The sequence below is a fragment of the Streptomyces sp. NBC_01275 genome (genome assembly GCF_026340655.1).
In the GTDB taxonomy this organism is placed as follows: domain Bacteria; phylum Actinomycetota; class Actinomycetes; order Streptomycetales; family Streptomycetaceae; genus Streptomyces.
On sequence record NZ_JAPEOZ010000001.1, the window covers coordinates 6,874,061 to 6,897,158 of the forward strand.

20 protein-coding genes are annotated in these 23,098 nt (G+C 70.6%); 16 read left to right on the top strand and 4 right to left on the bottom strand.

Annotated elements, in window-relative coordinates; all coding sequences use genetic code 11:
• Nucleotides 1-15: 15 nt before the first annotated feature.
• From recG to mutM, 8 genes are all read left to right on the top strand, one after another.
• Nucleotides 16-2,247, top strand: coding sequence for an ATP-dependent DNA helicase RecG (gene recG, locus OG562_RS30610; protein WP_266403604.1), 2,232 nt, complete (start codon nt 16-18; stop codon nt 2,245-2,247).
• A 182-nt stretch (nt 2,248-2,429) separates the two neighbouring features.
• Nucleotides 2,430-3,014, top strand: coding sequence for a 16S rRNA (guanine(966)-N(2))-methyltransferase RsmD (gene rsmD / locus OG562_RS30615; protein WP_266403607.1), 585 nt, complete (start codon nt 2,430-2,432; stop codon nt 3,012-3,014).
• 26 nt (nt 3,015-3,040) lie between these two features.
• Entirely contained in the window at nt 3,041-3,517 is a 477-nt protein-coding gene (gene coaD, locus OG562_RS30620) for a pantetheine-phosphate adenylyltransferase (RefSeq protein WP_266409620.1), read from the top strand.
• 91 nt (nt 3,518-3,608) lie between these two features.
• The gene (locus OG562_RS30625) at nt 3,609-4,688 is read left to right on the top strand and encodes an ATP synthase F0 subunit B (protein ID WP_266403609.1); all 1,080 of its coding nucleotides are present in this window, start codon (nt 3,609-3,611) and stop codon (nt 4,686-4,688) included.
• 183 nt (nt 4,689-4,871) lie between these two features.
• Nucleotides 4,872-5,525 (top strand): DUF177 domain-containing protein, encoded by a 654-nt coding sequence (locus OG562_RS30630; RefSeq protein ID WP_266403610.1) that lies wholly within the window; start codon nt 4,872-4,874, stop codon nt 5,523-5,525.
• Nucleotides 5,526-5,527: 2 nt separating this feature from the next.
• Complete coding sequence (rpmF, locus tag OG562_RS30635; RefSeq protein WP_007493396.1) at nt 5,528-5,701, top strand: 50S ribosomal protein L32; 174 nt, start codon at nt 5,528-5,530, stop codon at nt 5,699-5,701.
• Nucleotides 5,702-5,708: 7 nt separating this feature from the next.
• On the top strand, nt 5,709-6,575 hold the full coding sequence (rnc, locus tag OG562_RS30640; protein ID WP_266403624.1) for a ribonuclease III: 867 nt from the start codon (nt 5,709-5,711) through the stop codon (nt 6,573-6,575).
• A 145-nt stretch (nt 6,576-6,720) separates the two neighbouring features.
• Nucleotides 6,721-7,581, top strand: coding sequence for a bifunctional DNA-formamidopyrimidine glycosylase/DNA-(apurinic or apyrimidinic site) lyase (gene mutM, locus OG562_RS30645; RefSeq protein ID WP_266403627.1), 861 nt, complete (start codon nt 6,721-6,723; stop codon nt 7,579-7,581).
• Here the strand turns inward: mutM and OG562_RS30650 are convergent.
• Nucleotides 7,554-7,955, bottom strand: coding sequence for a helix-turn-helix domain-containing protein (locus OG562_RS30650; protein WP_266403629.1), 402 nt, complete (start codon nt 7,953-7,955; stop codon nt 7,554-7,556). The genes mutM and OG562_RS30650 overlap by 28 nt on opposite strands.
• 78 nt (nt 7,956-8,033) lie before the next feature.
• Nucleotides 8,034-9,209, bottom strand: coding sequence for a CAP domain-containing protein (locus tag OG562_RS30655; protein WP_266409622.1), 1,176 nt, complete (start codon nt 9,207-9,209; stop codon nt 8,034-8,036).
• Between the two features lie 198 nt (nt 9,210-9,407).
• On the opposite strand from OG562_RS30655, the gene OG562_RS30660 reads away from it, so the two are divergent.
• The 4 genes from OG562_RS30660 to OG562_RS30675 all read left to right on the top strand — a co-directional run bounded on the left by OG562_RS30660 (nt 9,408) and on the right by OG562_RS30675 (nt 15,914).
• The gene (locus tag OG562_RS30660; protein ID WP_266403631.1) at nt 9,408-9,689 is read left to right on the top strand and encodes an acylphosphatase; all 282 of its coding nucleotides are present in this window, start codon (nt 9,408-9,410) and stop codon (nt 9,687-9,689) included.
• Nucleotides 9,690-10,069: 380 nt separating this feature from the next.
• Nucleotides 10,070-10,273 (top strand): hypothetical protein, encoded by a 204-nt coding sequence (locus OG562_RS30665; RefSeq protein WP_266403633.1) that lies wholly within the window; start codon nt 10,070-10,072, stop codon nt 10,271-10,273.
• A 258-nt stretch (nt 10,274-10,531) separates the two neighbouring features.
• The gene (locus tag OG562_RS30670; protein ID WP_266403635.1) at nt 10,532-14,221 is read left to right on the top strand and encodes an AAA family ATPase; all 3,690 of its coding nucleotides are present in this window, start codon (nt 10,532-10,534) and stop codon (nt 14,219-14,221) included.
• Between the two features lie 274 nt (nt 14,222-14,495).
• Nucleotides 14,496-15,914: a sugar porter family MFS transporter gene (locus OG562_RS30675; RefSeq protein ID WP_266403638.1), complete on the top strand. Its 1,419-nt coding sequence runs from the start codon at nt 14,496-14,498 to the stop codon at nt 15,912-15,914.
• A gap of 123 nt (nt 15,915-16,037) precedes the next feature.
• On the opposite strand, the gene OG562_RS30680 is transcribed toward OG562_RS30675, so the two are convergent.
• Nucleotides 16,038-17,009 carry an LLM class flavin-dependent oxidoreductase gene (locus tag OG562_RS30680; RefSeq protein WP_266403640.1) on the bottom strand — a complete coding sequence of 324 codons (972 nt, stop codon included), beginning with the start codon at nt 17,007-17,009 and terminating at the stop codon, nt 16,038-16,040.
• A gap of 167 nt (nt 17,010-17,176) precedes the next feature.
• Between OG562_RS30680 and ftsY the strand changes: the two genes are divergently transcribed.
• Nucleotides 17,177-18,391 carry a signal recognition particle-docking protein FtsY gene (gene ftsY, locus OG562_RS30685; RefSeq protein ID WP_266403642.1) on the top strand — a complete coding sequence of 405 codons (1,215 nt, stop codon included), beginning with the start codon at nt 17,177-17,179 and terminating at the stop codon, nt 18,389-18,391.
• A 106-nt stretch (nt 18,392-18,497) separates the two neighbouring features.
• Here the strand turns inward: ftsY and OG562_RS30690 are convergent, their stop codons facing one another.
• Nucleotides 18,498-19,154, bottom strand: coding sequence for a bifunctional DNA primase/polymerase (locus OG562_RS30690; RefSeq protein ID WP_266403644.1), 657 nt, complete (start codon nt 19,152-19,154; stop codon nt 18,498-18,500).
• Between the two features lie 447 nt (nt 19,155-19,601).
• Here OG562_RS30690 and OG562_RS30695 point away from each other — a divergent pair, with 447 nt between their 5' ends.
• The 3 genes from OG562_RS30695 to OG562_RS30705 all read left to right on the top strand — a co-directional run bounded on the left by OG562_RS30695 (nt 19,602) and on the right by OG562_RS30705 (nt 23,092).
• Nucleotides 19,602-21,089, top strand: a complete 1,488-nt coding sequence (locus OG562_RS30695) for a hypothetical protein (protein ID WP_266403646.1) — start codon at nt 19,602-19,604, stop codon at nt 21,087-21,089.
• A 327-nt stretch (nt 21,090-21,416) separates the two neighbouring features.
• Entirely contained in the window at nt 21,417-22,757 is a 1,341-nt protein-coding gene (locus tag OG562_RS30700; protein WP_266403648.1) for an ammonium transporter, read from the top strand.
• The gene (locus OG562_RS30705; protein WP_003997576.1) at nt 22,754-23,092 is read left to right on the top strand and encodes a P-II family nitrogen regulator; all 339 of its coding nucleotides are present in this window, start codon (nt 22,754-22,756) and stop codon (nt 23,090-23,092) included. Before OG562_RS30700 ends, OG562_RS30705 begins: the two co-directional genes overlap by 4 nt.
• Nucleotides 23,093-23,098 lie beyond the last annotated feature (6 nt).

Consider the following 23,098-nt stretch of genomic DNA (forward strand, 5'->3'; position numbering starts at 1 on the left):
GTGGGGTGGTGTGCAATGGATCTCGTGCCCGTACCGCAAGAACCGCTGCAAGAGCCGCTGAAGGAACTGCTCGGCCCCGCCACCGCGAAGGTGATGGCCGAGCATCTCGGCCTGCACACCGTCGGCGACCTCCTGCACCACTACCCCCGCAGATACGAGGAGCGCGGCCAGCTCACCCACCTCGCCGACCTCCCCATGGACGAGCACGTCACGGTGGTCGCGATGGTCGCCGACGCCCGGCTGCACTCCTTCGCCTCCGCCAAGGCGCCCCGCGGCAAGGGCCAGCGCCTGGAGGTCACCATCACCGACGGCAGCGGCCGCCTCCAGCTGGTCTTCTTCGGCAGCGGAGTCCACAAGCCCCACAAGGATCTGCTGCCGGGCACCCGCGCGATGTTCTCGGGCAAGGTCTCCGTCTTCAACCGCCGTCTCCAACTGGCCCACCCCGCCTACGAACTGCTGCGCGCCGACGCCGACGACGCGGCCGAGACCGTCGACAGCTGGGCCGGCGCCCTCATCCCGCTCTACCCCGCCACGGCCAAGCTGGAGTCCTGGAAGATCGGCAAGGCGATCCAGACCGTCCTGCCCAGCGCCCAGGAGGCGATCGACCCCCTCCCCGACTCGCTCCGCGCGGGCCGCGGCCTGGTCACCCTCCCCGAGGCCCTCCTGAAGATCCACCGCCCGCACACCAAGGCCGACATCGCCGACGCCCGCGCCCGCCTCAAGTGGGACGAGGCCTTCGTCCTCCAGGTCGCCCTCGCCCGCCGCCGCCACGCCGACGCCCAACTCCCCGCGGTCCCGCGCAGACCGGCCCCCGACGGCCTGCTGTCCGCCTTCGACGACCGCCTGCCCTTCACCCTCACCGACGGCCAGCAGAAGGTCTCCAAGGAGATCTTCGACGACCTGGCGACGGACCACCCCATGCACCGCCTCCTCCAGGGCGAGGTCGGCTCGGGCAAGACCCTGGTCGCGCTGCGCGCCATGCTCGCCGTCGTCGACGCCGGCGGGCAGGCCGCCATGCTCGCGCCCACCGAGGTCCTCGCCCAGCAGCACCACCGCTCCGTCGTCGAGATGATGGGCGAGCTCGCCGAGGGCGGCATGCTGGGCGGGGCCGAGCAGGGCACCAAGGTCACGCTGCTCACCGGCTCCATGGGCATGGCCGGGCGGCGACAGGCGCTGCTCGACCTCGTCACCGGAGAGGCCGGCATCGTGATCGGCACGCACGCGTTGATCGAGGACAAGATCCAGTTCCACGACCTCGGACTGGTCGTGGTCGACGAACAGCACCGCTTCGGCGTCGAACAGCGCGACGCCCTGCGCGGCAAAGGCAAGCAGCCTCCTCACCTCCTGGTCATGACCGCCACCCCGATCCCGCGCACGGTCGCGATGACCGTCTTCGGCGACCTGGAGACCTCCGTCCTCGACCAGCTCCCGGCCGGCCGTTCGCCCATCGCCAGCCATGTCGTCCCGGCCGCCGACAAACCCCACTTCCTGGCCCGCGCCTGGGAGCGGGTCCGCGAGGAGGTGGCGAACGGCCACCAGGCGTACGTGGTCTGCCCACGCATCGGCGACGAGGACGTCAAGGACGAGGACGCCAGGAAGGCCAGGAAGCCGGCGGAGGGCGAGGCCGACAAGCGTCCGCCGCTGGCGGTCCTCGAGGTGGCCGACCACCTGTCCAAAGGCCCCCTCCAGGGCCTGGCCGTCGAGGTCCTGCACGGCCGTATGCACCCCGACGACAAGGACGCCGTCATGCGCCGCTTCACCGCCGGGGACACCGACGTCCTGGTCGCCACGACCGTCATCGAGGTCGGCGTCAACGTCCCGAACGCCACCGCGATGGTGATCATGGACGCCGACCGCTTCGGCGTCTCCCAGCTGCACCAGCTGCGCGGCCGGGTCGGGCGCGGCTCGGCGCCCGGGCTCTGTCTCCTCGTCACCGAGATGCCCGAGGCCAGCCCGGCCCGCCAGCGCCTCGGCGCGGTCGCCTCCACCCTCGACGGCTTCGAGCTCTCCCGCATCGACCTCGAACAGCGCCGTGAGGGCGACGTCCTGGGCCAGGCCCAGTCCGGCGCCCGCACCTCGCTCCGCGTCCTGGCGGTGATCGAGGACGAGGAGGTCATCGCGGAGGCGCGGGAGGAGGCCGCGCAGGTGGTCGCCTCCGACCCGGAGCTGGCCGCCTACCCGGGCCTGCGAACAGCTCTCGACGCCCTCTTGGACGAGGAAAGGGAGCAGTACCTGGAAAAGGGCTGAGGACAGCTGCCCCAGGAGCGCGGGGCTGTATCGGATATGCGGCTGCCGCCATCGGATATGCGGCTGCCGCCGCGCGGGCGCGACCAGCCCGAACGGACCCGCAGTCGCGTACGACACGAACCACCCCCTCACCTCCGCCTGCCAGACTGGACCGGTAGTCACCCCACGACCAAGGACCCAAGATGACCCGCGTGATCGCCGGCGCAGCCGGCGGACGCCGCCTGGCCGTCCCGCCAGGGACAGGCACCCGTCCGACATCGGACCGCGCCCGCGAGGGCCTCTTCTCCACCTGGCAGGCCCTCCTCGGCGGCCCCCTCGACGGCGAACGCGTCCTGGACCTCTACGCCGGATCAGGGGCGGTCGGCCTGGAGGCACTCTCGCGGGGCGCGAGCCACACCCTCCTCGTGGAGGCCGACGCGCGAGCGGCCCGCACCGTCCGGGAGAACGTGAAGAACCTCGGCCTGCCCGGCGCCGAGGTCCGCGTCGGCAAGGCCCGGCAGGTGATCCAGACGCCGCCGACCGCACCGTACGATCTCGTCTTCCTCGACCCCCCGTACGCCGTCTCGGACGACGATCTTCGGGAGATTCTGCTCACACTCCGCACGGAAGGGTGGCTCGCGGGCGAAGCCCTCGTCACCGTGGAGCGCAGCACCAGAGGCGGAGAGTTCCCGTGGCCGGACGGCTTCGAAGCGCTCCGGGCCCGTCGCTACGGCGAGGGAACGTTTTGGTACGGTCGCGCCGCCTCTACGTGCGAAGACGCACGATGACCGGACCGGAGAGCGAGGGATCACTAGTGCGCCGCGCCGTCTGTCCCGGGTCGTTCGACCCGATCACCAACGGACACCTCGACATCATTTCCCGCGCCTCCCGTCTGTATGACGAGGTCTATGTCGCGGTCATGATCAACAAGTCCAAGAAGGGCCTGTTCGAGATCGACGAGCGGATCGACCTGATCCGCCAGGTCACCGCCGAGTACGGAAACGTCCGGGTCGAGGCCTTCCACGGCCTCCTGGTCGACTTCTGCAAGCAGCGCGACATCCCGGCCATCGTGAAGGGCCTGCGCGCGGTCAGCGACTTCGACTACGAGCTGCAGATGGCCCAGATGAACAACGGCCTCTCGGGCGTCGAGACCCTGTTCGTGCCCACCAACCCCACCTACAGCTTCCTCTCCTCCTCCCTGGTCAAGGAGGTCGCGACCTGGGGCGGCGACGTCTCCCACCTGGTGCCCCCGCTGGTGCTCCAGGCCCTGGGCGAACGCCTGAAGAAGTGACGTCCCGTCACTCGGTGTCCGGCCGCAGCCTCATGGCCGTACAGTCGTCCCGTCCGTCTCCAACACAGCTGTAGAGAGTGGCGAGCAACCGGTGGACGTGCAGAAGAAGCTCGACGAGATCGTCACGGCGGTCTCCAGTGCCCGGTCGATGCCGATGTCGGCCTCGTGTGTGGTCAACCGCGCGGATCTGCTCGCCCTGCTCGAAGAGGTGCGCGCGGCCCTGCCCGACTCCCTCGCCCAGGCCCAGGAGCTGATCGGCGGACGCGAGCACATGGTCGAGCAGGCCCGCCAGGAGGCCGAGCGGATCATCACCACCGCGCACGCCGAACGGGGCTCCCTGATCTCCGACACCGAGATCGCCCGCCGCTCCCAGGCCGAGGCCGACCGCATCCTGGCCGAGGCCCGCAAGGAGGCCGAGGACGTCCGCGCCGAGGCCGACGACTACGTCGACTCCAAGCTCGCCAACTTCGAGGTCGTCCTCACCAAGACCCTCGGCTCCGTCGGCCGCGGCCGCGAGAAGCTCCTCGGCACCGGCCCGGGCCTCGACGAGCAGGGCTTCGCCGACCCCGAGGACGACGACGCCCCCGAGCGCAGCCACGACCCCGAGACCCTGCGCCGCGACGCCGACGCCTACGTCGACACCAAGCTGGGCGCGTTCGAGGCGGTGCTGGCCAAGACCCTGGACGCGGTCGGCCGCGGCCGCCAGAAGCTGCACGGCCGGATCGCCAGCGACGACCTCGGCTCGCTCGCCGACGACACCACGACCTTCCAGCACTCCTCGGACGCCGACTACCTCGCCGACCTGGTCGCCCACGCCGAGCGCGACGCCCCGGCCGAGCAGCCCGCCCACAGCCCGTACGAGCAGCAGCCGCAGGAGGCCTACGCCTACCAGCAGCAGCCGGACCCCTACGCGGGCGCGTACGCGCAGCAGCAGGGCTACGGCGGCCAGCAGCAGGCTGACCCGTACGGCTACCAGCAGCAGGCCGACCCGTACGCGTACCAGGGCTACGACACCCAGCAGGGCGGCTACGACCCGAACCAGGTCCCGCAGCAGTCCCAGCAGCCCGCGCACGACCACCAGGGCTACGCCCTCGACGAGACCAGCCTCTTCGACACGGGCATGATCAGCGCCGAGCAGCTGCGCGCCTACGAGCAGGGCCGCGGCCTCTAGTGCCCGTCCGGCAGCCGGCAGTCAGGGGCCGGATTGGGCTGTGGGCGAAAGCTCCAGTATCCTGACTCATCGGTCGCGTGTGCGCTTCGCTGACTTCACAGACTTCGTATACGCCCGCGATCGACGCTGCCCCGGAACACCGTAGGGGCGGCGTCCCCAGAGCTCAGAAGATCGAAAGCAGGAATGGCCCTGAACGCCCGCCTCGACCACCGCAACCCTCTTGTGTTCGACACACACGAGCTGGGGCGGCGTCCTGGCGCGCTGCAGCGCCTGACCCGCACGATCGACGCCCCGGTGGATCTCGGCATCGCAGGGGTCATCGGAGTGCCGGAAGGCGCCCCGGTGGAGCTCGAGCTCCGGCTCGAGTCGGTCATGGAAGGGGTGCTCGTCACAGGCACCGCCCGTGCATCGGCCGAGGGGGAGTGCGTAAGGTGTCTGGAGCCGCTTGAGCTGGAGCTCGAAGCGGACTTCCAGGAGATGTTCTCGTACCCTGACGCCGACGACCGTGGCCGTGTGAAAGCGGAACCGGTCGACGACGCCGAGGAAGACGAGGACAGGCTCTTCATCGAGGACGGCCTGTTCGACCTCGAACCCGTGCTGCGCGATGCGGTGGTGCTCGCACTGCCGATGCAGCCGGTGTGCCAGGACGACTGTCTGGGCCTGTGCTCCGAATGCGGAGCGCGGCTCACGGACGACCCGGACCACCACCACGACGCCGTCGACATTCGTTGGGCGGCACTGCAGGGACTCGCCGGTTCACCTGAAGACGGCGAGAAGGACGAGATGAGCGGCGAAGCGCATCGATCAGCACGCGCCGCCGAGAAGCAGGAGAAGTAGCCGTGGCTGTTCCGAAGCGGAAGATGTCGCGCAGCAACACGCGCCACCGCCGGTCGCAGTGGAAGGCTGCGGTCCCCACCCTGGTTGCGTGCGAGCGCTGCCACGAGCCCAAGCTGCAGCACATCGCGTGCCCGTCTTGCGGCACCTACAACAAGCGCCAGGTCCTCGAGGTCTGAGCGGCTGGTGAGAGGCTCCATGTCTGACGCCAAGGCGAACTCGGTCGCCAAGAAACAGGCGGACAACACGGCCTCGTCCCACACGCTTCTGGAAGGGCGGCTCGGCTACCAGCTCGAGTCCGCCCTTCTGGTGCGTGCGCTGACCCACCGTTCCTTCGCATACGAGAACGGCGGTCTGCCGACGAACGAGCGGCTGGAGTTCCTCGGGGACTCCGTGCTCGGCCTCGTCGTCACGGACACGCTGTACCGCACCCATCCCGACCTGCCCGAAGGCCAGCTGGCCAAGTTGCGGGCCGCGGTGGTCAACTCGCGTGCGCTGGCGGAGGTCGGTCGTGGCCTCGACCTGGGCTCCTTCATCCGGCTCGGCCGTGGTGAAGAGGGCACGGGCGGCCGGGACAAGGCGTCCATCCTCGCCGACACCCTTGAAGCGGTGATCGGCGCGGTCTATCTCGACCAGGGCCTCGGCGCGGCCTCCGAACTGGTGCACCGCCTGTTCGACCCGCTGATCGAGAAGTCCTCGAACCTCGGTGCCGGCCTGGACTGGAAGACCAGTCTCCAGGAGCTCACCGCGACCGAAGGGCTCGGCGTCCCCGAGTACCTGGTCACGGAGACCGGCCCCGATCACGAGAAGACCTTCACTGCTGCCGCCCGCGTCGGAGGCGTCTCGTACGGCACCGGCACCGGCCGCAGCAAGAAGGAGGCGGAGCAGCAGGCCGCAGAGTCCGCATGGCGGTCCATCCGGGCCGCGGCGGACGAGCGCGCCGAGGCGGCGAAGACGGCCCAGGCCGTCGAGTCCGTCGAGCACGCCGAGCCCGCCGACGACTCCAGCTCGGACCACGCGTCCGAGTCGGAGTCCGAATCCGCCTCCGCCTAGCAGCCAGGCCGCCTTCAGCGCCCCTGAGCTGCACCGATGAACAGCGCGAACCGAGCGCCCGCCCCCAGTCCGGGGGCGGGCGCTCGGCCCGTCCACGGCGCGTTACGCTGCGATCGCCCGCACAACTGCCCAAGGAGCGAGCTCCGTGCCCGAACTGCCCGAGGTCGAGGTCGTCCGGCGTGGTCTTCAGCGGTGGGTCGCCCATCGCACGGTCGCCGACGCCGAAGTGCTGCACCCGCGTGCCGTACGCCGTCATCTGGCCGGCGCCGACGACTTCGCGCACCGCCTCAAGGGTCACCGCATCGGCGCCCCCAGCCGCCGGGGCAAGTACCTGTGGCTGCCGCTGGAGGACACCGACCAGGCGGTTCTGGCCCACCTCGGCATGAGCGGCCAGCTCCTGGTCCAGCCGCACGAGTCCCCGGACGAGAAGCACCTGCGCATCCGCGTGCGCTTCGCCGACGAGGTCGACACCGAGCTGCGCTTCGTCGACCAGCGCACCTTCGGCGGTCTGTCGCTGCACGAGACGACCCCCGACGGTCTGCCCGACGTCATCGCGCACATCGCCCGAGACCCCCTGGACCCGCTCTTCGACGACGAGGCCTTCCACCAGGCGCTGCGCCGCAAGCGCACCACCATCAAGCGGGCCCTGCTCGACCAGTCGCTGATCAGCGGGGTCGGCAACATCTATGCGGACGAGGCCCTGTGGCGCTCCCGCCTCCACTACGAGCGTCCGACCGCCGCCTTCACCCGCCCCCGGACCCTGGAACTCCTGGGCCATGTCCGGGACGTGATGAACGCGGCCCTCGCCGTCGGCGGCACCAGCTTCGACAGCCTGTATGTCAACGTCAACGGCGAGTCGGGCTACTTCGACCGCTCCCTGGACGCGTACGGCCGCGAGGGCCTGCCCTGCAAGCGGTGTGCGACGCCGATGCGCCGACGGCCCTGGATGAACCGGTCCAGCTACTTCTGCCCGACCTGTCAGCGGGCGCCGCGCGTGGCGTCGTAGCGCTCGCGGGCGGCCAGGACGTCGTCCATGCGTCCCTCGACGCACTGGATGAGGGACAGCAGGCGCTCGGCGACCTCATGGCCGAGCGGCGTCAGTTCGTAGTCCACCCGCGGCGGGTTGGTGGGCTGTGCCTCGCGGCGCACCAGTCCGTCACGCTCCAGCGCGTGCAGGGTCTGGGACAGCATCTTCTCGCTCACGCCGTCGACCCGGCGGCGCAGCTCGTTGAAGCGCAGGGAACCCTCGTGCAGCGCTCCGAGCGTGAGCCCGCCCCAGCGGCCGGTGACATGCTCCAGCGTGCCGCGCGAGGGGCAGGCCCTGGCGAACACGCTGTACGGGAGGTCCTGCTCCGTCGCGTGTTCCTGGGTGCCGGTCATGCGCTCAGGGTACGTGAAGGCAGCGCCAACCAAAAGATTGCGCTAACCAGGGGTTAGCGCAATCTTCGTCGTTGCGGTCTAGTAGCCGAAGTCCTGCGTCCACCAGGGTCCGCCGGACCCCAGGTGCACGCCGACGCCCAGCGTCTTGAAGTCGCAGTTCAGTATGTTCGCCTTGTGGCCGGGGCTGTTCATCCAGGCCTCCATGACGGCGGCCGCGTCGGCCTGACCGCGGGCTATGTTCTCGCCGCCGAGGTCGGATATGCCGGCCTTCGCCGCCCGGTCCCACGGGGTCGCCCCATCGGGGTCGGTGTGGTCGAAGAAGCCCCGCGCGGCCATGTCGTCGCTGAACTTCTCGGCGAGGTCGGCGAGCGAGCTGTTCGCGGACACCGCGCTGCAGCCCACCTTGGCCCGCTCCTCGTTGACGAGCTTCAGCACCTCCGCCGCGGCCTGCGCCTCGGCCGAGACCGTCACCGGGGACTCCGACTCCGCGGCCGGCGCCTTGGCGGCCGTCTTCGACGCGGCCGGCGTGGTCTCCGGCTCCTTCGACGGCGTGGCCTCGGGCTTCTCGGTCTCGGTCTCCGTCTCGGTCGGCGACGCCGACGCGGTGGAGGCCGAGGGCGACGGCGAGGCGGACGGCGAGGTCGACCGGCCGGCGTCGCGGCTGGTCGACGTACCGCCGCGCTCGGCGTCGGCGGAGCCGGACGTGCCGCCCTGCTCGGAGGCCGAGTTGGTCGGCGAGCCGGCGGCCTGCACATTGTCGCCGGCGTTTCCGCCGCCGAGCTTGTAGCTGTCGAGGCCGGGCACCACACCGGTGGCCACCGCGACCGTGCCGAGGGCGACCGCCGCGGAGACCCCGAGCAGCCCGGTCTTGACCGGCGTCACGCCCTTCTTCTTACGACGGCGACGGCCCGCGCCGGGCCCGTCCGGGCCGTCGCGCCGGGTGCCGCCGTCGGGTGCGAAGCCGTCGGACGCGAACATCACGGTGTCGGCGCGGGCGTAGTCCTCGTCCGCGGCGAACCCCGCGGTGGACGACGACGTGGCGAACTCCGTCGCGTAGAGGTAATCCTGGCTTCTGGCCACGGAGTCGGCGTACGCCTCCTGGTGGAGGTAGGGCGCGATGCCCATCGTCTCCGGGCCGTCCGGGTGCGAGTCCTGCGGGGTGTGGCGTTCCGCGTACGAGCCGTGCGTCTGTGTGACCCCCGTGGCGCGGCTTGTGGCGGCGCGGCCGGCGGCGGAGCGTCGGTGGCGTCCCATGTCCTTGCCTTCCTCGTCCATGCGGTGTCCCAGCGGCCGCCCCGGGCTTCTGGGGCGACGGTCCCCTCGTGCTGCGTCTGGGCGACCTAACTCACTCGATCGAGTGAGTTTCATATGAGAATCATTGGGTGGGGACGGTACCGCATGCCGTCCGAGGAGGAAGTGTCCCGAGAGACATTGCCCGGTTAGGTTGCACCCATGAGCGAGGATGTACGGCTGGTCGCCTGGGTGCGCGGACACGTCCAGGGCGTGGGATTCCGCTGGTTCACGCGGGCCAAGGCGCTGGAGATCGGCGGCCTGAGTGGTTTTGCTCTCAATTTGGCCGACGGCCGGGTCCAGGTGGTCGCGGAAGGGGCCCGCGCGGGCTGTGAGGGACTGCTCGACTGGCTGACGGGTGACGACACGCCCGGGCGCGTGGATGGAGTCACCGAGATCTGGGACACACCGCGCGGCGGTTACGACGGTTTCGCGATTCGCTGAGGACCCTCCCCGAGGAGTCCCCGCACAAGCGGAGGGACATGCCACCGGCACCTGCCCGCAGCGGAAATGAGCAGGTGGTTGCCAAGAATCGCTTGCAGTGGGAGGCTCCGCACGTAAAGATGATCGCCACGTCCCGAGGGTCCCGCAGGAGTCGCAGCGTCGCCGTTTCGGCCGCGCGCAGCAGGGTTGCCCGCCAATACGGGGCGTGATCGTGTTGACCGTCAAACTTTTTGGTGAGACGCTGATAGCACCCCGCGCACCTTAGCTGTTTGGCATGGATGAACGGCAGTACGAACAAGATCCTGCCAGGCACCGCGGGTGCGAATCCCTCACGACCCACACCGCTTCGGTCGGTCACTCAGTGTGGAGGACCATCCATCATGGCAAAGGCGCTTCTCGGTTACGTCGGCGGCTCCGACCCGCGACTCCTCGCCGAGATGCGACGGCTCCAGCAGCGCGTCCAGGACCTGGAATCCGAGCTCGGACGGATCCAGGCCGAGAACGACGCTCTCTCGGCTGCCGCTTCTCACGACAGGTTCATGGAGAGCATCGACGCACACCAGGCGGAGCCTGCGCTCACCTGATCACTGCACCGCTCCACAACAGCGCACGCAGCGATTGGGAGGCACATTCCATCCGCGTCGGACCGCTTAGTTGTCAAAGGTTTGCAAGGGACGCCTCGGCGTCCCTTCTTTCTTTCCGCCTCTTTCCCCCGCCGACTCGCCCCGCCCGCCCTCTCAGTCTTCTTAACGTGTGGTGTGCCCTGCGCGTTCATGGGTGAAACCGCGGGGTCGCCAGGCGTTCACCGTGTGAGACAACTGCGGAAGGTAGAGTCCGGCGGCGTGCACCTCAAGGCCCTGACCCTCCGAGGGTTCAAGTCGTTCGCGTCGGCGACCACACTCCGGTTCGAGCCGGGGATCACGTGTGTCGTCGGACCCAACGGCTCGGGCAAGTCCAACGTCGTGGACGCGCTCAGCTGGGTCATGGGCGAGCAGGGCGCCAAGTCGCTGCGCGGCGGCAAGATGGAGGACGTCATCTTCGCCGGCACCACCGGGCGTCCCCCGCTGGGCCGCGCCGAGGTGTCCCTGACCATCGACAACTCCGACGGGGCGCTGCCCATCGAGTACGCCGAGGTCACCATCACGCGGATCATGTTCCGCAACGGCGGCAGCGAGTACCAGATCAACGGCGACACCTGCCGGCTGCTCGACATCCAGGACCTCCTCTCCGACTCCGGCATCGGCCGCGAGATGCACGTCATCGTCGGCCAGGGCCAGCTCGACTCCGTCCTGCACGCCGATCCGATGGGCCGCCGCGCCTTCATCGAGGAGGCCGCGGGCGTCCTCAAGCACCGCAAGCGCAAGGAGAAGGCGCTCAGGAAACTGGACGCGATGCAGGCCAACCTCGCGCGCGTGCAGGACCTGACGGACGAGCTCCGGCGTCAGCTCAAGCCGCTCGGCCGGCAGGCCGCCGTCGCCCGCAGGGCCGCCGTCATCCAGGCCGACCTGCGCGACGCCCGGCTGCGCCTGCTCGCCGACGACCTTCTGCGGCTGCGCGAGGCGCTCCAGACCGAGGTCGCCGACGAGGCCGCCCTCAAGGAACGCAAGGAGGCCGCCGAGCAGGAACTGCGCAAGGCCCTCCAGCGGGAGGCGCTCCTGGAGGAAGAGGTCCGTCGGCTCTCCCCGCGCCTCCAGCGCGCCCAGCAGACCTGGTACGAGCTCTCCCAGCTCGCCGAACGCGTCCGCGGCACGATCTCCCTCGCCGACGCCCGCGTGAAGAGCGCCACCTCCGCGCCCCCCGAGGAGCGGCGCGGCCGCGACCCCGAGGACATGGAGCGCGAGGCCGCCCGGGTCCGGGAGCAGGAGGCCGAGCTGGAGGCCGCCCTGGAAGCGGCCCGGCACGCGCTGGACGACACCGTCTCCCACCGCGCCGACCTGGAACGGGAACTGGCCGTCGAGGAACGGCGGCTGAAGGACGTCGCCCGCGCCATCGCCGACCGTCGGGAGGGTCTCGCCCGGCTGAACGGCCAGGTCAACGCGGCCCGTTCACGCGCCGCCTCCGCCCAGGCCGAGATCGACCGGCTGGCCGCCGCCCGAGACGAGGCCCAGGAGCGGGCCGTCGCCGCCCAGGAGGAGTACGAGGCGCTGCAGACGGAGGTCGACGGCCTCGACGCGGGGGACCAGGAGCTGGGCGAACGGCATGAGGCGGCCAGGCGTCGGCTCGCCGAGGCGGAGACCGCCCTCACCACGGCCCGCGAGGCGGCCACGGCCGCGGAGCGCAGCCGTGCCGCGACCCGGGCCCGCCACGAGGCGCTGGCCCTGGGCCTGCGCCGCAAGGACGGCACGGGCGCGCTCCTCGACGCCAAGGACCGGCTCGGCGGACTGCTGGGCCCGGCGGCGGAACTGCTGACGGTGACGCCGGGGTACGAGGTCGCGCTGGCGGCGGCCTTCGGTGCGGCGGCCGACGCCCTCGCCGTGACCACGCCGTCCGCCGCCGCCGACGCGATCCGCCTGCTGCGCAAGCAGGACGGCGGCCGGGCGGCCCTGCTGCTGGCCGGCGCGCCGGAGGAGGCGACGCCCTCGGTGACGGGCGCGGCGGGAGGCGATCAGCGGACGGCGGCCCTCGACGCCGGGTCCGGGGTGGACCGTACGGAATCCGCGGTGGAGGGCGGGGGCGGGGCGGCTGACCAGGACCGCGACCGCGACGGCGACAGTGACAGCGGCTCCGTGGCGCCGCCCTTCGCCGCCGATCTCGTCCGTGGACCGTCCGAGCTGATGCCCGCCGTACGACGGCTGTTGCGCGGGATCGTCGTCGTGGAGGGGCTGGAGGACGCCGAGGCGCTTGTCTACGCGCGGCCGGAGTCGACCGCTGTCACCGCCGAGGGTGATCTCCTCGGCGCGTACTTCGCGCACGGCGGGTCTGCGGGTGCGCCCAGTCTGCTGGAGGTGCAGGCGTCCGTCGACGAGGCCGCCGCCGAGCTGGAGGAGCTGGCCGTGCGGTGCGCGGAGCTGGCCGAGGCGCAGGCCGCGGCGGGGGAGCTGCGCAAGGAGTGCGTCGCGCTAGTCGAGGAGCTGGGGGAGCGGCGGCGGGCCGCCGACCGGGAGAAGTCGTCGGTGGCCCAGCAGCTGGGGCGGCTCGCGGGTCAGGCCCGGGGCGCGGCGGGCGAGGCCGAGCGGTCCGCGGCGGCCGCGGCCCGGGCGCAGGACGCGCTCGAGCGGGCCGTCTCGGAGGCGGAGGAGCTGGCCGAACGGCTGGCCGTCGCTGAGGAGATGCCGGTCGAGGACGAGCCCGACACGTCCGTGCGGGACCGGCTGGCCGCCGACGGGGCCAATGCCCGGCAGACCGAGATGGAGGCGCGGCTCCAGGTCCGTACGCACGAGGAGCGGGTCAAGGGGCTGGCCGGGCGGGCCGACTCGCTGGACCGCGCAGCGCGGGCGGAACGCGAGGCACGCGCGCGTGCCGAGGAGCGGCGGGCGCGGCTGCGGCACGAGGCCGCCGTCGCGGAGGCCGTCGCCTCCGGGGCGCGGCAGCTGCTCGCGCACGTCGAGGTGTCGCTCGGGCGGGCCGAGCGGGAGCGGGTCGCCGCCGACGCGGCCAAGGCGCGGCGGGAGCAGGAGCTGGCCGCGGCCCGCACCGCCGGGCGGGATCTCAAGGCCGAGCTGGACAAGCTGACGGACTCGGTGCACCGGGGCGAGGTGCTCGGCGCGGAGAAGCGGCTGCGGATCGAGCAGTTGGAGACGAAGGCGCTGGAGGAGCTGGGCGTCGAGCCGGCGGGGCTGATGTCCGAGTACGGGCCGCATCAGCTCGTGCCGCCCTCGCTCGCCGCCGAGGGCGAGGTGCTGCCGGAGGACCCCGAGGACCCCCGCAACCAGCCGAGGCCGTATCTGCGGTCCGAGCAGGAGAAGCGGCTGAAGGCGGCCGAGCGGGCGTATCAGCAGCTCGGCAAGGTGAACCCGCTCGCCCTGGAGGAGTTCGCCGCGCTGGAGGAGCGCCACAAGTTCCTCAGCGAGCAGCTGGAGGACCTGAAGAAGACCCGTGCCGACCTGCTTCAGGTGGTGAAGGAGGTCGACGAGCGCGTCGAGCAGGTCTTCGCGGAGGCGTTCCGGGACACCGCCCGGCAGTTCGAGGGCGTGTTCGGCCGGCTGTTCCCGGGCGGGGAGGGGCGGCTGATCCTGACCGACCCCGACAACATGCTCACCTCGGGCGTGGACGTCGAGGCGCGGCCGCCGGGCAAGAAGGTCAAGCGGCTCAGCCTGCTCTCCGGCGGCGAACGGTCGCTGACCGCGGTCGCCATGCTGGTGTCGATCTTCAAGGCGCGGCCCAGCCCGTTCTATGTCATGGACGAGGTCGAGGCCGCCCTCGACGACACCAACCTGCAGCGGCTGATCCGGATCATGCAGGAGCTGCAGGAGTCCTCGCAGCTGATCGTGATCACACACCAGAAGCGCACCATGGAGGTCGCCGACGCGCTCTACGGCGTGTCCATGCAGGGCGACGGTGTGTCGAAGGTCATCTCGCAGCGTCTGCGCTAGACGTCCGCACCGGACGCATGGTGTCTACACCTATCCCGACCTGGGCTCTCTTTGGAGTCTTCAACTCTTGAACGCGAGGCGGGGGCGCTGTGGGGCTGTCGTGGCCCGAAATTCACACGACGGCGACTATTGACTTCGATACTTGAAGGCATAGTCTCTGCAACGTTGCTTTTACCTTCAGGTGTGAGTGACGTGGACTTGTGCGCCACTGGAACCACATCTGACAGGGCTCGCCCCCACCCCGGCAGCGCTGCCGGTGGCCCGAGGAGAACACGTGACCAGCACAGCGCAGGCACCTCAGTCAGGAGCCGGGACGGCTCACCCCGATCATCTCGGGCATGTCATCTTCATCGCGGCCGCCGCCGCGATGGGCGGCTTCCTCTTCGGCTACGACAGCTCCGTGATCAACGGCGCCGTCGAGGCCATCCGAAGCCGCTACGACATCGGCTCCGTCGCTCTGGCGCAGGTCATCGCCATCGCCCTGATCGGCTGCGCCATCGGCGCCGCGACCGCCGGCCGCATAGCCGACCGCATCGGCCGCATCCGGGTCATGCAGATCTCCGCCGCGCTGTTCACGATCAGTGCCATCGGCTCGGCGCTGCCCTTCTCGCTGTGGGACTTCGCCTTCTGGCGGATCGTCGGCGGCTTCGCCATCGGCATGGCCTCCGTCATCGGCCCCGCCTACATCGCGGAGGTCGCCCCTCCGGCCTACCGCGGTCGCCTCGGCTCCTTCCAGCAGGCCGCGATCGTCATCGGCATCGCCATCTCGCAGCTGGTCAACTGGGGTCTGCTGAACGCCGCCGACGGCGACCAGCGCGGCGAGCTCATGGGCCTGGAGGCCTGGCAGGTCATGCTGGGCGTCATGGTGATCCCGGCCGTCCTCTACGGCCTGCTCTCCTTCGCCATCCCCGAGTCCCCGCGCTTCCTGATCTCCGTCGGCAAGCACGAGCGGGCCCGCGAGATCCTCGAAGAGGTCGAGGGCGACAAGATCGATCTGGACGCTCGCGTCGCCGAGATCGAGCACGCCATGAAGAGCGAGCACAAGTCCACCTTCAAGGACCTGCTCGGCGGCTCCTTCTTCTTCCGGCCGATCGTCTGGGTCGGCATCGGACTGTCGGTCTTCCAGCAGTTCGTCGGCATCAACGTCGCGTTCTACTACTCCTCGACGCTGTGGCAGTCGGTCGGCGTCGACCCGACGGAGTCGTTCTTCTACTCCTTCACCACGTCGATCATCAACATCGTCGGCACCGTGATCGCGATGATCTTCGTGGACCGGATCGGCCGCAAGCCGCTGGCCCTGATCGGCTCCGTCGGCATGGTGATCGGCCTCGGCCTCGAGGCCTGGGCGTTCTCCTACGACCTGGTCGACGGCAAGCTCCCGGCCACCCAGGGCTGGGTCGCCCTGATCGCCGCCCATGTCTTCGTCCTCTTCTTCGCCCTGTCGTGGGGCGTGGTCGTCTGGGTCTTCCTCGGCGAGATGTTCCCCAACCGGATCCGCGCCGCCGCCCTGGGCGTCGCCGCCTCCGCACAGTGGCTCGCCAACTGGGCCATCACCGCGAGCTTCCCGTCGCTGGCCGACTGGAACCTCTCCGCGACCTACGCGATCTACACCGTCTTCGCCGCGCTCTCCATCCCGTTCGTCCTGAAGTTCGTCAAGGAGACGAAGGGCAAGGCGCTGGAGGAGATGGGCTGAGCCTCCTGAAGAGGCTTTGAGGCCCCTGGGACCCCTGAGATCCCTGGGCCCCCTGAGCTCGAGGAGCCGGGCCAAGTCCCCGCTGCCCGCTCCTCGATACCCGTAAGACGTTGCTGCCCCGGCTCACTCGCTGAGCCGGGGCAGCACGTCTTCGCAGAACAGCCGCAGACTCCGCCACCCCTCCTCCACCGGCATCCCGCCCACGAGCGGATGCAGTACGAGGTTGTCGAGCCCCTGCGCCACGCACGCGTCCGGCGTGAGAATCCGGTACACGCCCTCGTCCCGGAGCTCCTCGACCGTGCTCGCCCCCGACTTCACCGCCGAGCGGATCTCGCCGGACTGCCAGGAGGCGTACGTCCGCGCCTCGTGCAGAAAGTGCTCGCCGTAGGTCTCCCACACCCGGTCCGGGTCCTCGGCGACGTGCAGCAACGGGGTCTCGGCGGCCGGCATCAGCGTCCAGCCCTCCGTCCCGTACTCCACCAGCCGCTCCTTGTAGTACGCCTCCAGCTCCGGCAGATGCGCGCTGGGGAAGAACGGCAGCCCGAGCCGGGCGGCCCGGCGGGCGGCGGCCTTCGAGGAACCCCCGACCAGCAGCAGGGGGTGCGGCTCGGACGCGGGGCGCGGGGTGACCCGTACCGTACGGCCCCGGTACTCGAACTCCTCGCCGGTCCAGGCCTTGAGCAGGGTCTCCAGGGTCTCGTCCTGGAGACGGCCGCGCTCCTTCCAGTCCACGCCGAACTGGGCGTACTCCTCGGGCCGGTATCCGATCCCGGCGACCGTGACCAGCCGCCCGCCGCTCAGCAGATCCAGTACGGCGATGTCCTCGGCCAGCCGCAGCGGGTCGTGCAACGGGCCGATGATCGCCGAGACGGTGACCGCCAGCTGCCGGGTCGCGCCCAGCACCGCGCCCGCGAAGGCGAACGGCGACGGCAGCCAGTTGTTCTCGGCCCCGTGGTGCTCCTCGGTCTGCACGGTCGTGACCCCGTGCTCGTCGGCGTACGCGGCCATCTCCAGGGCGGCCCGGTAGCGGGCGCCGAGCGCGGCGGGGGAGGCGCCGGGGGCGACGAGGTTGAAACGGACGACGGTGACGGGCATGCGGGCCCCCTTGGGGCGCGGAAGGGGACAAGCCGGGAAGCCCCCTGCGGGTGTGGAGGGGGGACGGTAGCTGACGGCTCATCAGGTAACCAGGGGTACGGCATGCCGCCGTTCGGACGCGTGGGCGACGGCCCCGGCCGGAAGGGGTCACGCATACTGGACGCGTTATGGAAACCGTCATCCTTGCTGTAGTCATCGCCGTGGTCGTGCTCGCTGTGCTCGGCGGGCTCGTCGTCGGCAGCCGACGGAAGAAGTCGCTGCCCCCGCCGCCCCCCGCCGCGCCCGACATCACCGCGCCCCCGGCCGAGCCGCACGTCGGCGACGAGGCCGAGACGCCGCGCGACGAACCGCGCCGCACGATAGAAGAGGTGGACCTTCCCGACGGCGGCCCGACCGGTGTCGCCGTCGAGGAGCCGCCCGCCGACCAGGCCGTCGAGGCTCCGCAGATCGAGATCCCGGAGCCCACCGAGGGACGTCTGGTGCGCCTGCGCGCCCGGCTCTCCCGCTCCCAGAACGCCCTCGGCAAGGGCCTGCTCACGCTGCTCTCGCGCGAGCACCTCGACGACGACACCTGGGAGGAGATCGAGGACACCCTGATCACCGCCGACGTCGGCGTGGCCCCCACCCAGGAGCTGGTGGAACGACTGCGCGAGCGCGTGCGGGTGCTCGGCACCCGCACCCCCGACGAGCTGCGCGCCCTGCTGCGCGAGGAGCTGCTCAAGCTGGTCGGCACCGACGTCGACCGCAGGGTGAAGACCGAGCCCGAGGACCGCAAGCCGGGCATCGTGATGGTCGTCGGGGTCAACGGCACCGGCAAGACCACCACCACCGGCAAGCTCGCCCGGGTGCTCGTGGCCGACGGACGCACCGTCGTCCTCGGCGCCGCCGACACCTTCCGCGCCGCCGCCGCCGACCAGCTGCAGACCTGGGGCGAGCGGGTCGGCGCCCACACCGTGCGCGGGCCCGAGGCCGGCGACCCCGCCTCCGTCGCCTTCGACGCGGTGAAGGAGGGCAAGGAGATGGGGGTCGACGTCGTCCTCATCGACACCGCCGGCCGGCTGCACACCAAGACCGGGCTCATGGACGAGCTCGGCAAGGTCAAGCGCGTCGTCGAGAAGCACGCCCCGCTGGACGAGGTGCTGCTCGTCCTCGATGCCACGACCGGCCAGAACGGCCTGGTCCAGGCCCGGGTCTTCGCCGAGGTCGTCGACATCACCGGCATCGTCCTGACCAAGCTGGACGGCACGGCCAAGGGCGGCATCGTCGTCGCGGTCCAGCGCGAGCTGGGCGTCCCGGTCAAGCTGGTCGGACTGGGCGAGGGCGCGGACGACCTGGCGCCGTTCGTACCGGAGGCGTTCGTTGACGCCCTCATCGGGGACTGACTTATCGGGGAGAGACCTGCTACCGAATTCGGCAGCAGCCGTGAGAAGCGCCCGCCCCCAGGTCCAGTGGGAGCGGGCGCTTCTCGTCGTACGGTCCGCCGCGGTCCTACGCCCGCGACCGGTGCGCCACATACGCCAGCGTCCCCAGCAGCAGCCGGGCCTGCGGCGGGCGGGTCGCGGAGTCCAGCGCGGGCGGGCGCAGCCAGTGCACCGGGCCGAGGCCGCCCCGGTCGGAGGGCGGGGCCGTGACGTGCGTACCCGGGCCGAGTCCGTGCAGGTCGAGGGAGGTCGGGTCGTCCCAGCCCATGCGGTAGAGCAGGTCGGCCAGCTCGGCGGCGGCGCCGGGGGCGACGAAGAACTGGGCGCGGCCCTCGGGGGTGACGGTGACCGGGCCGAGGGGCAGGCCCATGCGCTCCAGTCGGACCAGCGCGCGACGCCCGGCGGCCTCGGCCACCTCGATCACGTCGAACGCGCGCCCGACCGGCAGCATCACCGCGGCGCCCGGGAACTCCGCCCAGGTCCTGCTCGCGTCGTCGAGCGTGGCGCCGGCCGGGACCTGCGGCGCGAACTCCAGGGGATGCGCGCCGGGTACGCGACAGTCGGAGCGGCCGCACGAGCAGACGCCCGCCGCGGCCCGCGCGCCCGGCGCCACGTCCCAGCCCCACAGCCCCGTGAACTCGGCGACGGCGGTGCACTCGGACGAGCGACCGCGCCTGCGCGCGCCGGAGCGGATCTCGCGAATGCCGCCGATCGTGAAGCCCATGCCCCCTCCAACGGGTCCGACGCGCCCCTGGTTACGTAACGGACGCATGTCGTAACTGTGCGTGCTCACGCTTCCCCGTGCCCCCCTGCGTCAGGCGGCGTCCGGAAGCGCTCCGGGTGGTGTGCTCGGCGGCGTGCGCCCCTGAGTGCATCCCTCCACTCACTCCCGGCCGTCCGGTGTCAAGTGAATCGCGTGCGGGCCATCGGGAGTTCATTCGAAGGGGTGGCGAATGGTGGCGTTTCCGGGATCGCCGTGGCTGAGGGCGTGATCGTAGGATTACTTTGAGTGTGCGGGTCCTGGAGGCACATGCCTTTGTGGGTATGCCGGAGGCAAGTCGGCTTTCCGTTCGAAGGGTGACAACTACCGGACGGAGGGCCGTATTTACCGGCATTCTGATAAGGCTTGGCGCACTCAGTGACAAGTGGTCTCAGGGATGGGGGCGTTCCAGTGAGCGGCAACGGCGGAAGTGGACACAACGCTGCGAGCGCGGACAAGCGCCCGAACGAGCTGCTCACCTCGTGGTTCGTGCGGAGCGGCTGGTCGAAGGGCGAACTGGCTCGTCAAGTCAACCGTCGCGCCCGTCAGTTGGGCGCCAACCACATCTCCACGGACACCTCGCGCGTGCGTCGCTGGCTGGACGGCGAGAACCCCCGTGAGCCCATCCCCAGGATCCTCTCGGAGCTGTTCTCCGAGCGCTTCGGCTGTGTCGTCTCCGTCGAGGACCTCGGGCTGCGGGCCGCGCGCCAGGCGCCCTCCGCGACCGGCGTCGACCTGCCCTGGACGGCCCCGCAGACAGTGGCCCTGCTCAGCGAGTTCTCGCGCAGCGACCTGATGCTGGCGCGGCGCGGCTTCCTCGGAACCTCGCTGGCCCTGTCCGCGGGGCCGACCCTCATCGAGCCCATGCAGCGCTGGCTCGTCCCGTCCCCGCCCGCCCCGCAGGAGGACCCCGGCTCCGTCCCGACCAGCCGGGCCCGCGGCCGGCTCTCCCGGCCCGAGCTGGACCTGCTGGAGTCCACCACCACGATGTTCCGGCAGTGGGACGCCCAGTGCGGCGGAGGGCTGCGCCGCAAGGCGGTCGTCGGCCAGCTGCACGAGGTGACGGACCTCCTCCAGGAGCCCCAGCCCGACTCCACCGCGAAGAAGCTCTTCAAGGTCGCCGCCGAGCTGGCCGAGCTGGCCGGCTGGATGTCGTACGACGTCGGGCTCCAGCCGACCGCGCAGAAGTACTTCGTGCTCGCCCTGCACGCGGCCAAGGAGGCCGGCGACCGGCCCCTGGGCTCCTATGTGCTGTCCAGCATGAGCCGCCAGATGATCCACCTCGGGCGGCCGGAGGACGCGCTGGAGCTGATCCACCTCGCGCAGTACGGCAGCCGGGACTGCGCGAGCCCGCGCACCCAGTCCATGCTGTATGCGATGGAGGCCCGCGCCTACGCCAACATGGGGCAGCCCGGGCGGTGCAAGCGGGCGGTGCGGATGGCCGAGGACACCTTCGCCGAGGCCGACGAGTGGGACGAGCCGGACCCCGACTGGATCCGCTTCTTCTCCGCCGCCGAGCTCTACGGCGAGAACTCCCACTCCTTCCGCGACCTCGCCTATGTCGCGGGCCGCAGCCCCACCTACGCCTCCCTCGCCGAACCCCTGATGAGCAAGGCCGTCCAGCTGTTCGCGGACGACGCCGACCACCAGCGGTCGTACGTGCTGAATCTCATCGGGATGGCCACGGTGCATCTGCTGCAGAGCGAGCCCGAGCAGAGCGCCGTACTCGCCGCGCAGGCCATGAAGGAGGCCAAGAAAGTGCGCTCCGAGCGTGTGAACACTCGTATTCGAAAGACGGTCGACAGCGCCGTACGCGATTTCGGGGATCTCTCCGAGGTCGTGGACCTGACCGAGCGGCTCGCGATGGAGCTGCCGGAGACGGTGGCCGAGGCCGTCTGATCCCTTGAACCCCGGCCGCGGCGGCCCTCCCGAACTGCCCGACTCGGCTCCCCCATGCCAGGTCATCGGAAGGCCGCCGCGGCCGGTTTCTCTTCCCTGGTTTCACTTCCTCCAGTGAAGGTTGCGCCACGATAACGATCGATCCGGCGCGCATCCGGCAGTTCATCGAGGCGTAACACGCACGGCGCCTTCGTCACGGCGGCGAAACAACGAGGGGCTTCGACCGAAACCGCGCTGCGTCAATCTCATGGCGCATAACCGGCCCACCCCTCACAACCCGCTCTGGCTCTGCCCGCACGGGGCCGTACCTACGACGAGGAGACGCCGATGGCACCAGCCATCACGCTTGCCGCGGAGGCACCCAAGCTGTCCTCCGCGAACACAGGCTTCATGCTCATCTGTTCCGCCCTGGTGCTGATCATGACCCCGGGCCTCGCCTTCTTCTACGGCGGCATGGTCCGCGTCAAGAGCACGCTGAACATGCTGATGATGAGCTTCATCAGCATCGGGATCGTCACCATCCTGTGGGTGCTGTACGGCTTCTCCCTCGCCTTCGGTACCGACTCCGGCAGCCTCATCGGCTGGAACTCCGACTGGGTCGGCCTCAGCAACATCGGCCTGACGGACCTCTGGGACGGCTACACCATCCCGATCTTCGTCTTCATGGTCTTCCAGATGATGTTCGCGATCATCACGCCCGCCCTGATAAGCGGCGCTCTCGCGGACCGCGTCAAGTTCTCCGCCTGGGCGCTGTTCGTCGCCCTGTGGGCCACGGTCGTCTACTTCCCGGTCGCGCACTGGGTCTGGGGCGCCGGCGGCTGGGCCTTCGAGCTGGGCGTCATCGACTTCGCCGGCGGTACGGCGGTCCACATCAACGCCGGCGCCGCGGCGCTCGGCGTGATCCTGGTCATCGGCAAGCGGGTCGGGTTCAAGAAGGACCCGATGCGCCCGCACAGCCTCCCGCTGGTCATGCTCGGCGCCGGTCTGCTGTGGTTCGGCTGGTTCGGCTTCAACGCCGGCTCGTGGCTCGGCAACGACGACGGCGTCGGCGCGCTGATGTTCGTCAACACGCAGGTCGCCACCGCCGCCGCCATGCTCGCCTGGCTCGTCTACGAGAAGATCCGCCACGGCGCGTTCACCACGCTGGGCGCCGCCTCCGGCGCGGTCGCCGGTCTGGTCGCCATCACCCCGTCGGGCGGTGCGATCTCCCCGCTCGGCGCGATCGCGGTCGGCGCCATCGCCGGTCTGCTGTGCGCCATGGCCGTCGGCCTGAAGTACAAGTTCGGCTACGACGACTCGCTCGACGTCGTCGGCGTCCACCTGGTCGGCGGTGTCATCGGCTCCCTGCTGATCGGCTTCTTCGCCACCGGCAAGGGCCAGTCCACCGCGACCGGCGTCTTCTACGGCGACCACTCCTTCGACCAGCTGTGGAAGCAGTGCGCCGGCGTCTTCGCGGTCCTCGCCTACTCCCTGGTGGCCTCCGCGGTCCTCGCCTTCATCCTCGACAAGACCATCGGCATGCGGGTCTCCGAGGACGACGAGGTGGCCGGTATCGACCAGGCCGAGCACGCCGAGACCGCATACGACTTCAGCGGAGCGGGCGGCGGCATCGTCGGCGGCTCGGTTTCCGGCCTCGCCGCTGCGGAGAGCAAGAAGGTGGACGCATGAAGCTCATCACCGCCGTCGTGAAGCCCCACCGGCTCGACGAGATCAAGGAAGCCCTGCAGGCCTTCGGGGTCCACGGACTGACGGTCACCGAGGCGAGCGGCTACGGTCGTCAGCGGGGACACACCGAGGTCTACCGCGGCGCCGAGTACACCGTGGACCTCGTTCCCAAGATCCGCATCGAGGTGCTGGCCGAGGACGACGACGCCGAGCAGCTGATCGACGTCATCGTCAAGGCGGCCCGCACCGGCAAGATCGGTGACGGCAAGGTCTGGTCCCTCCCGGTCGAGACGGCCGTACGGGTCCGCACCGGCGAGCGCGGCCCGGACGCGCTCTGACGGCAG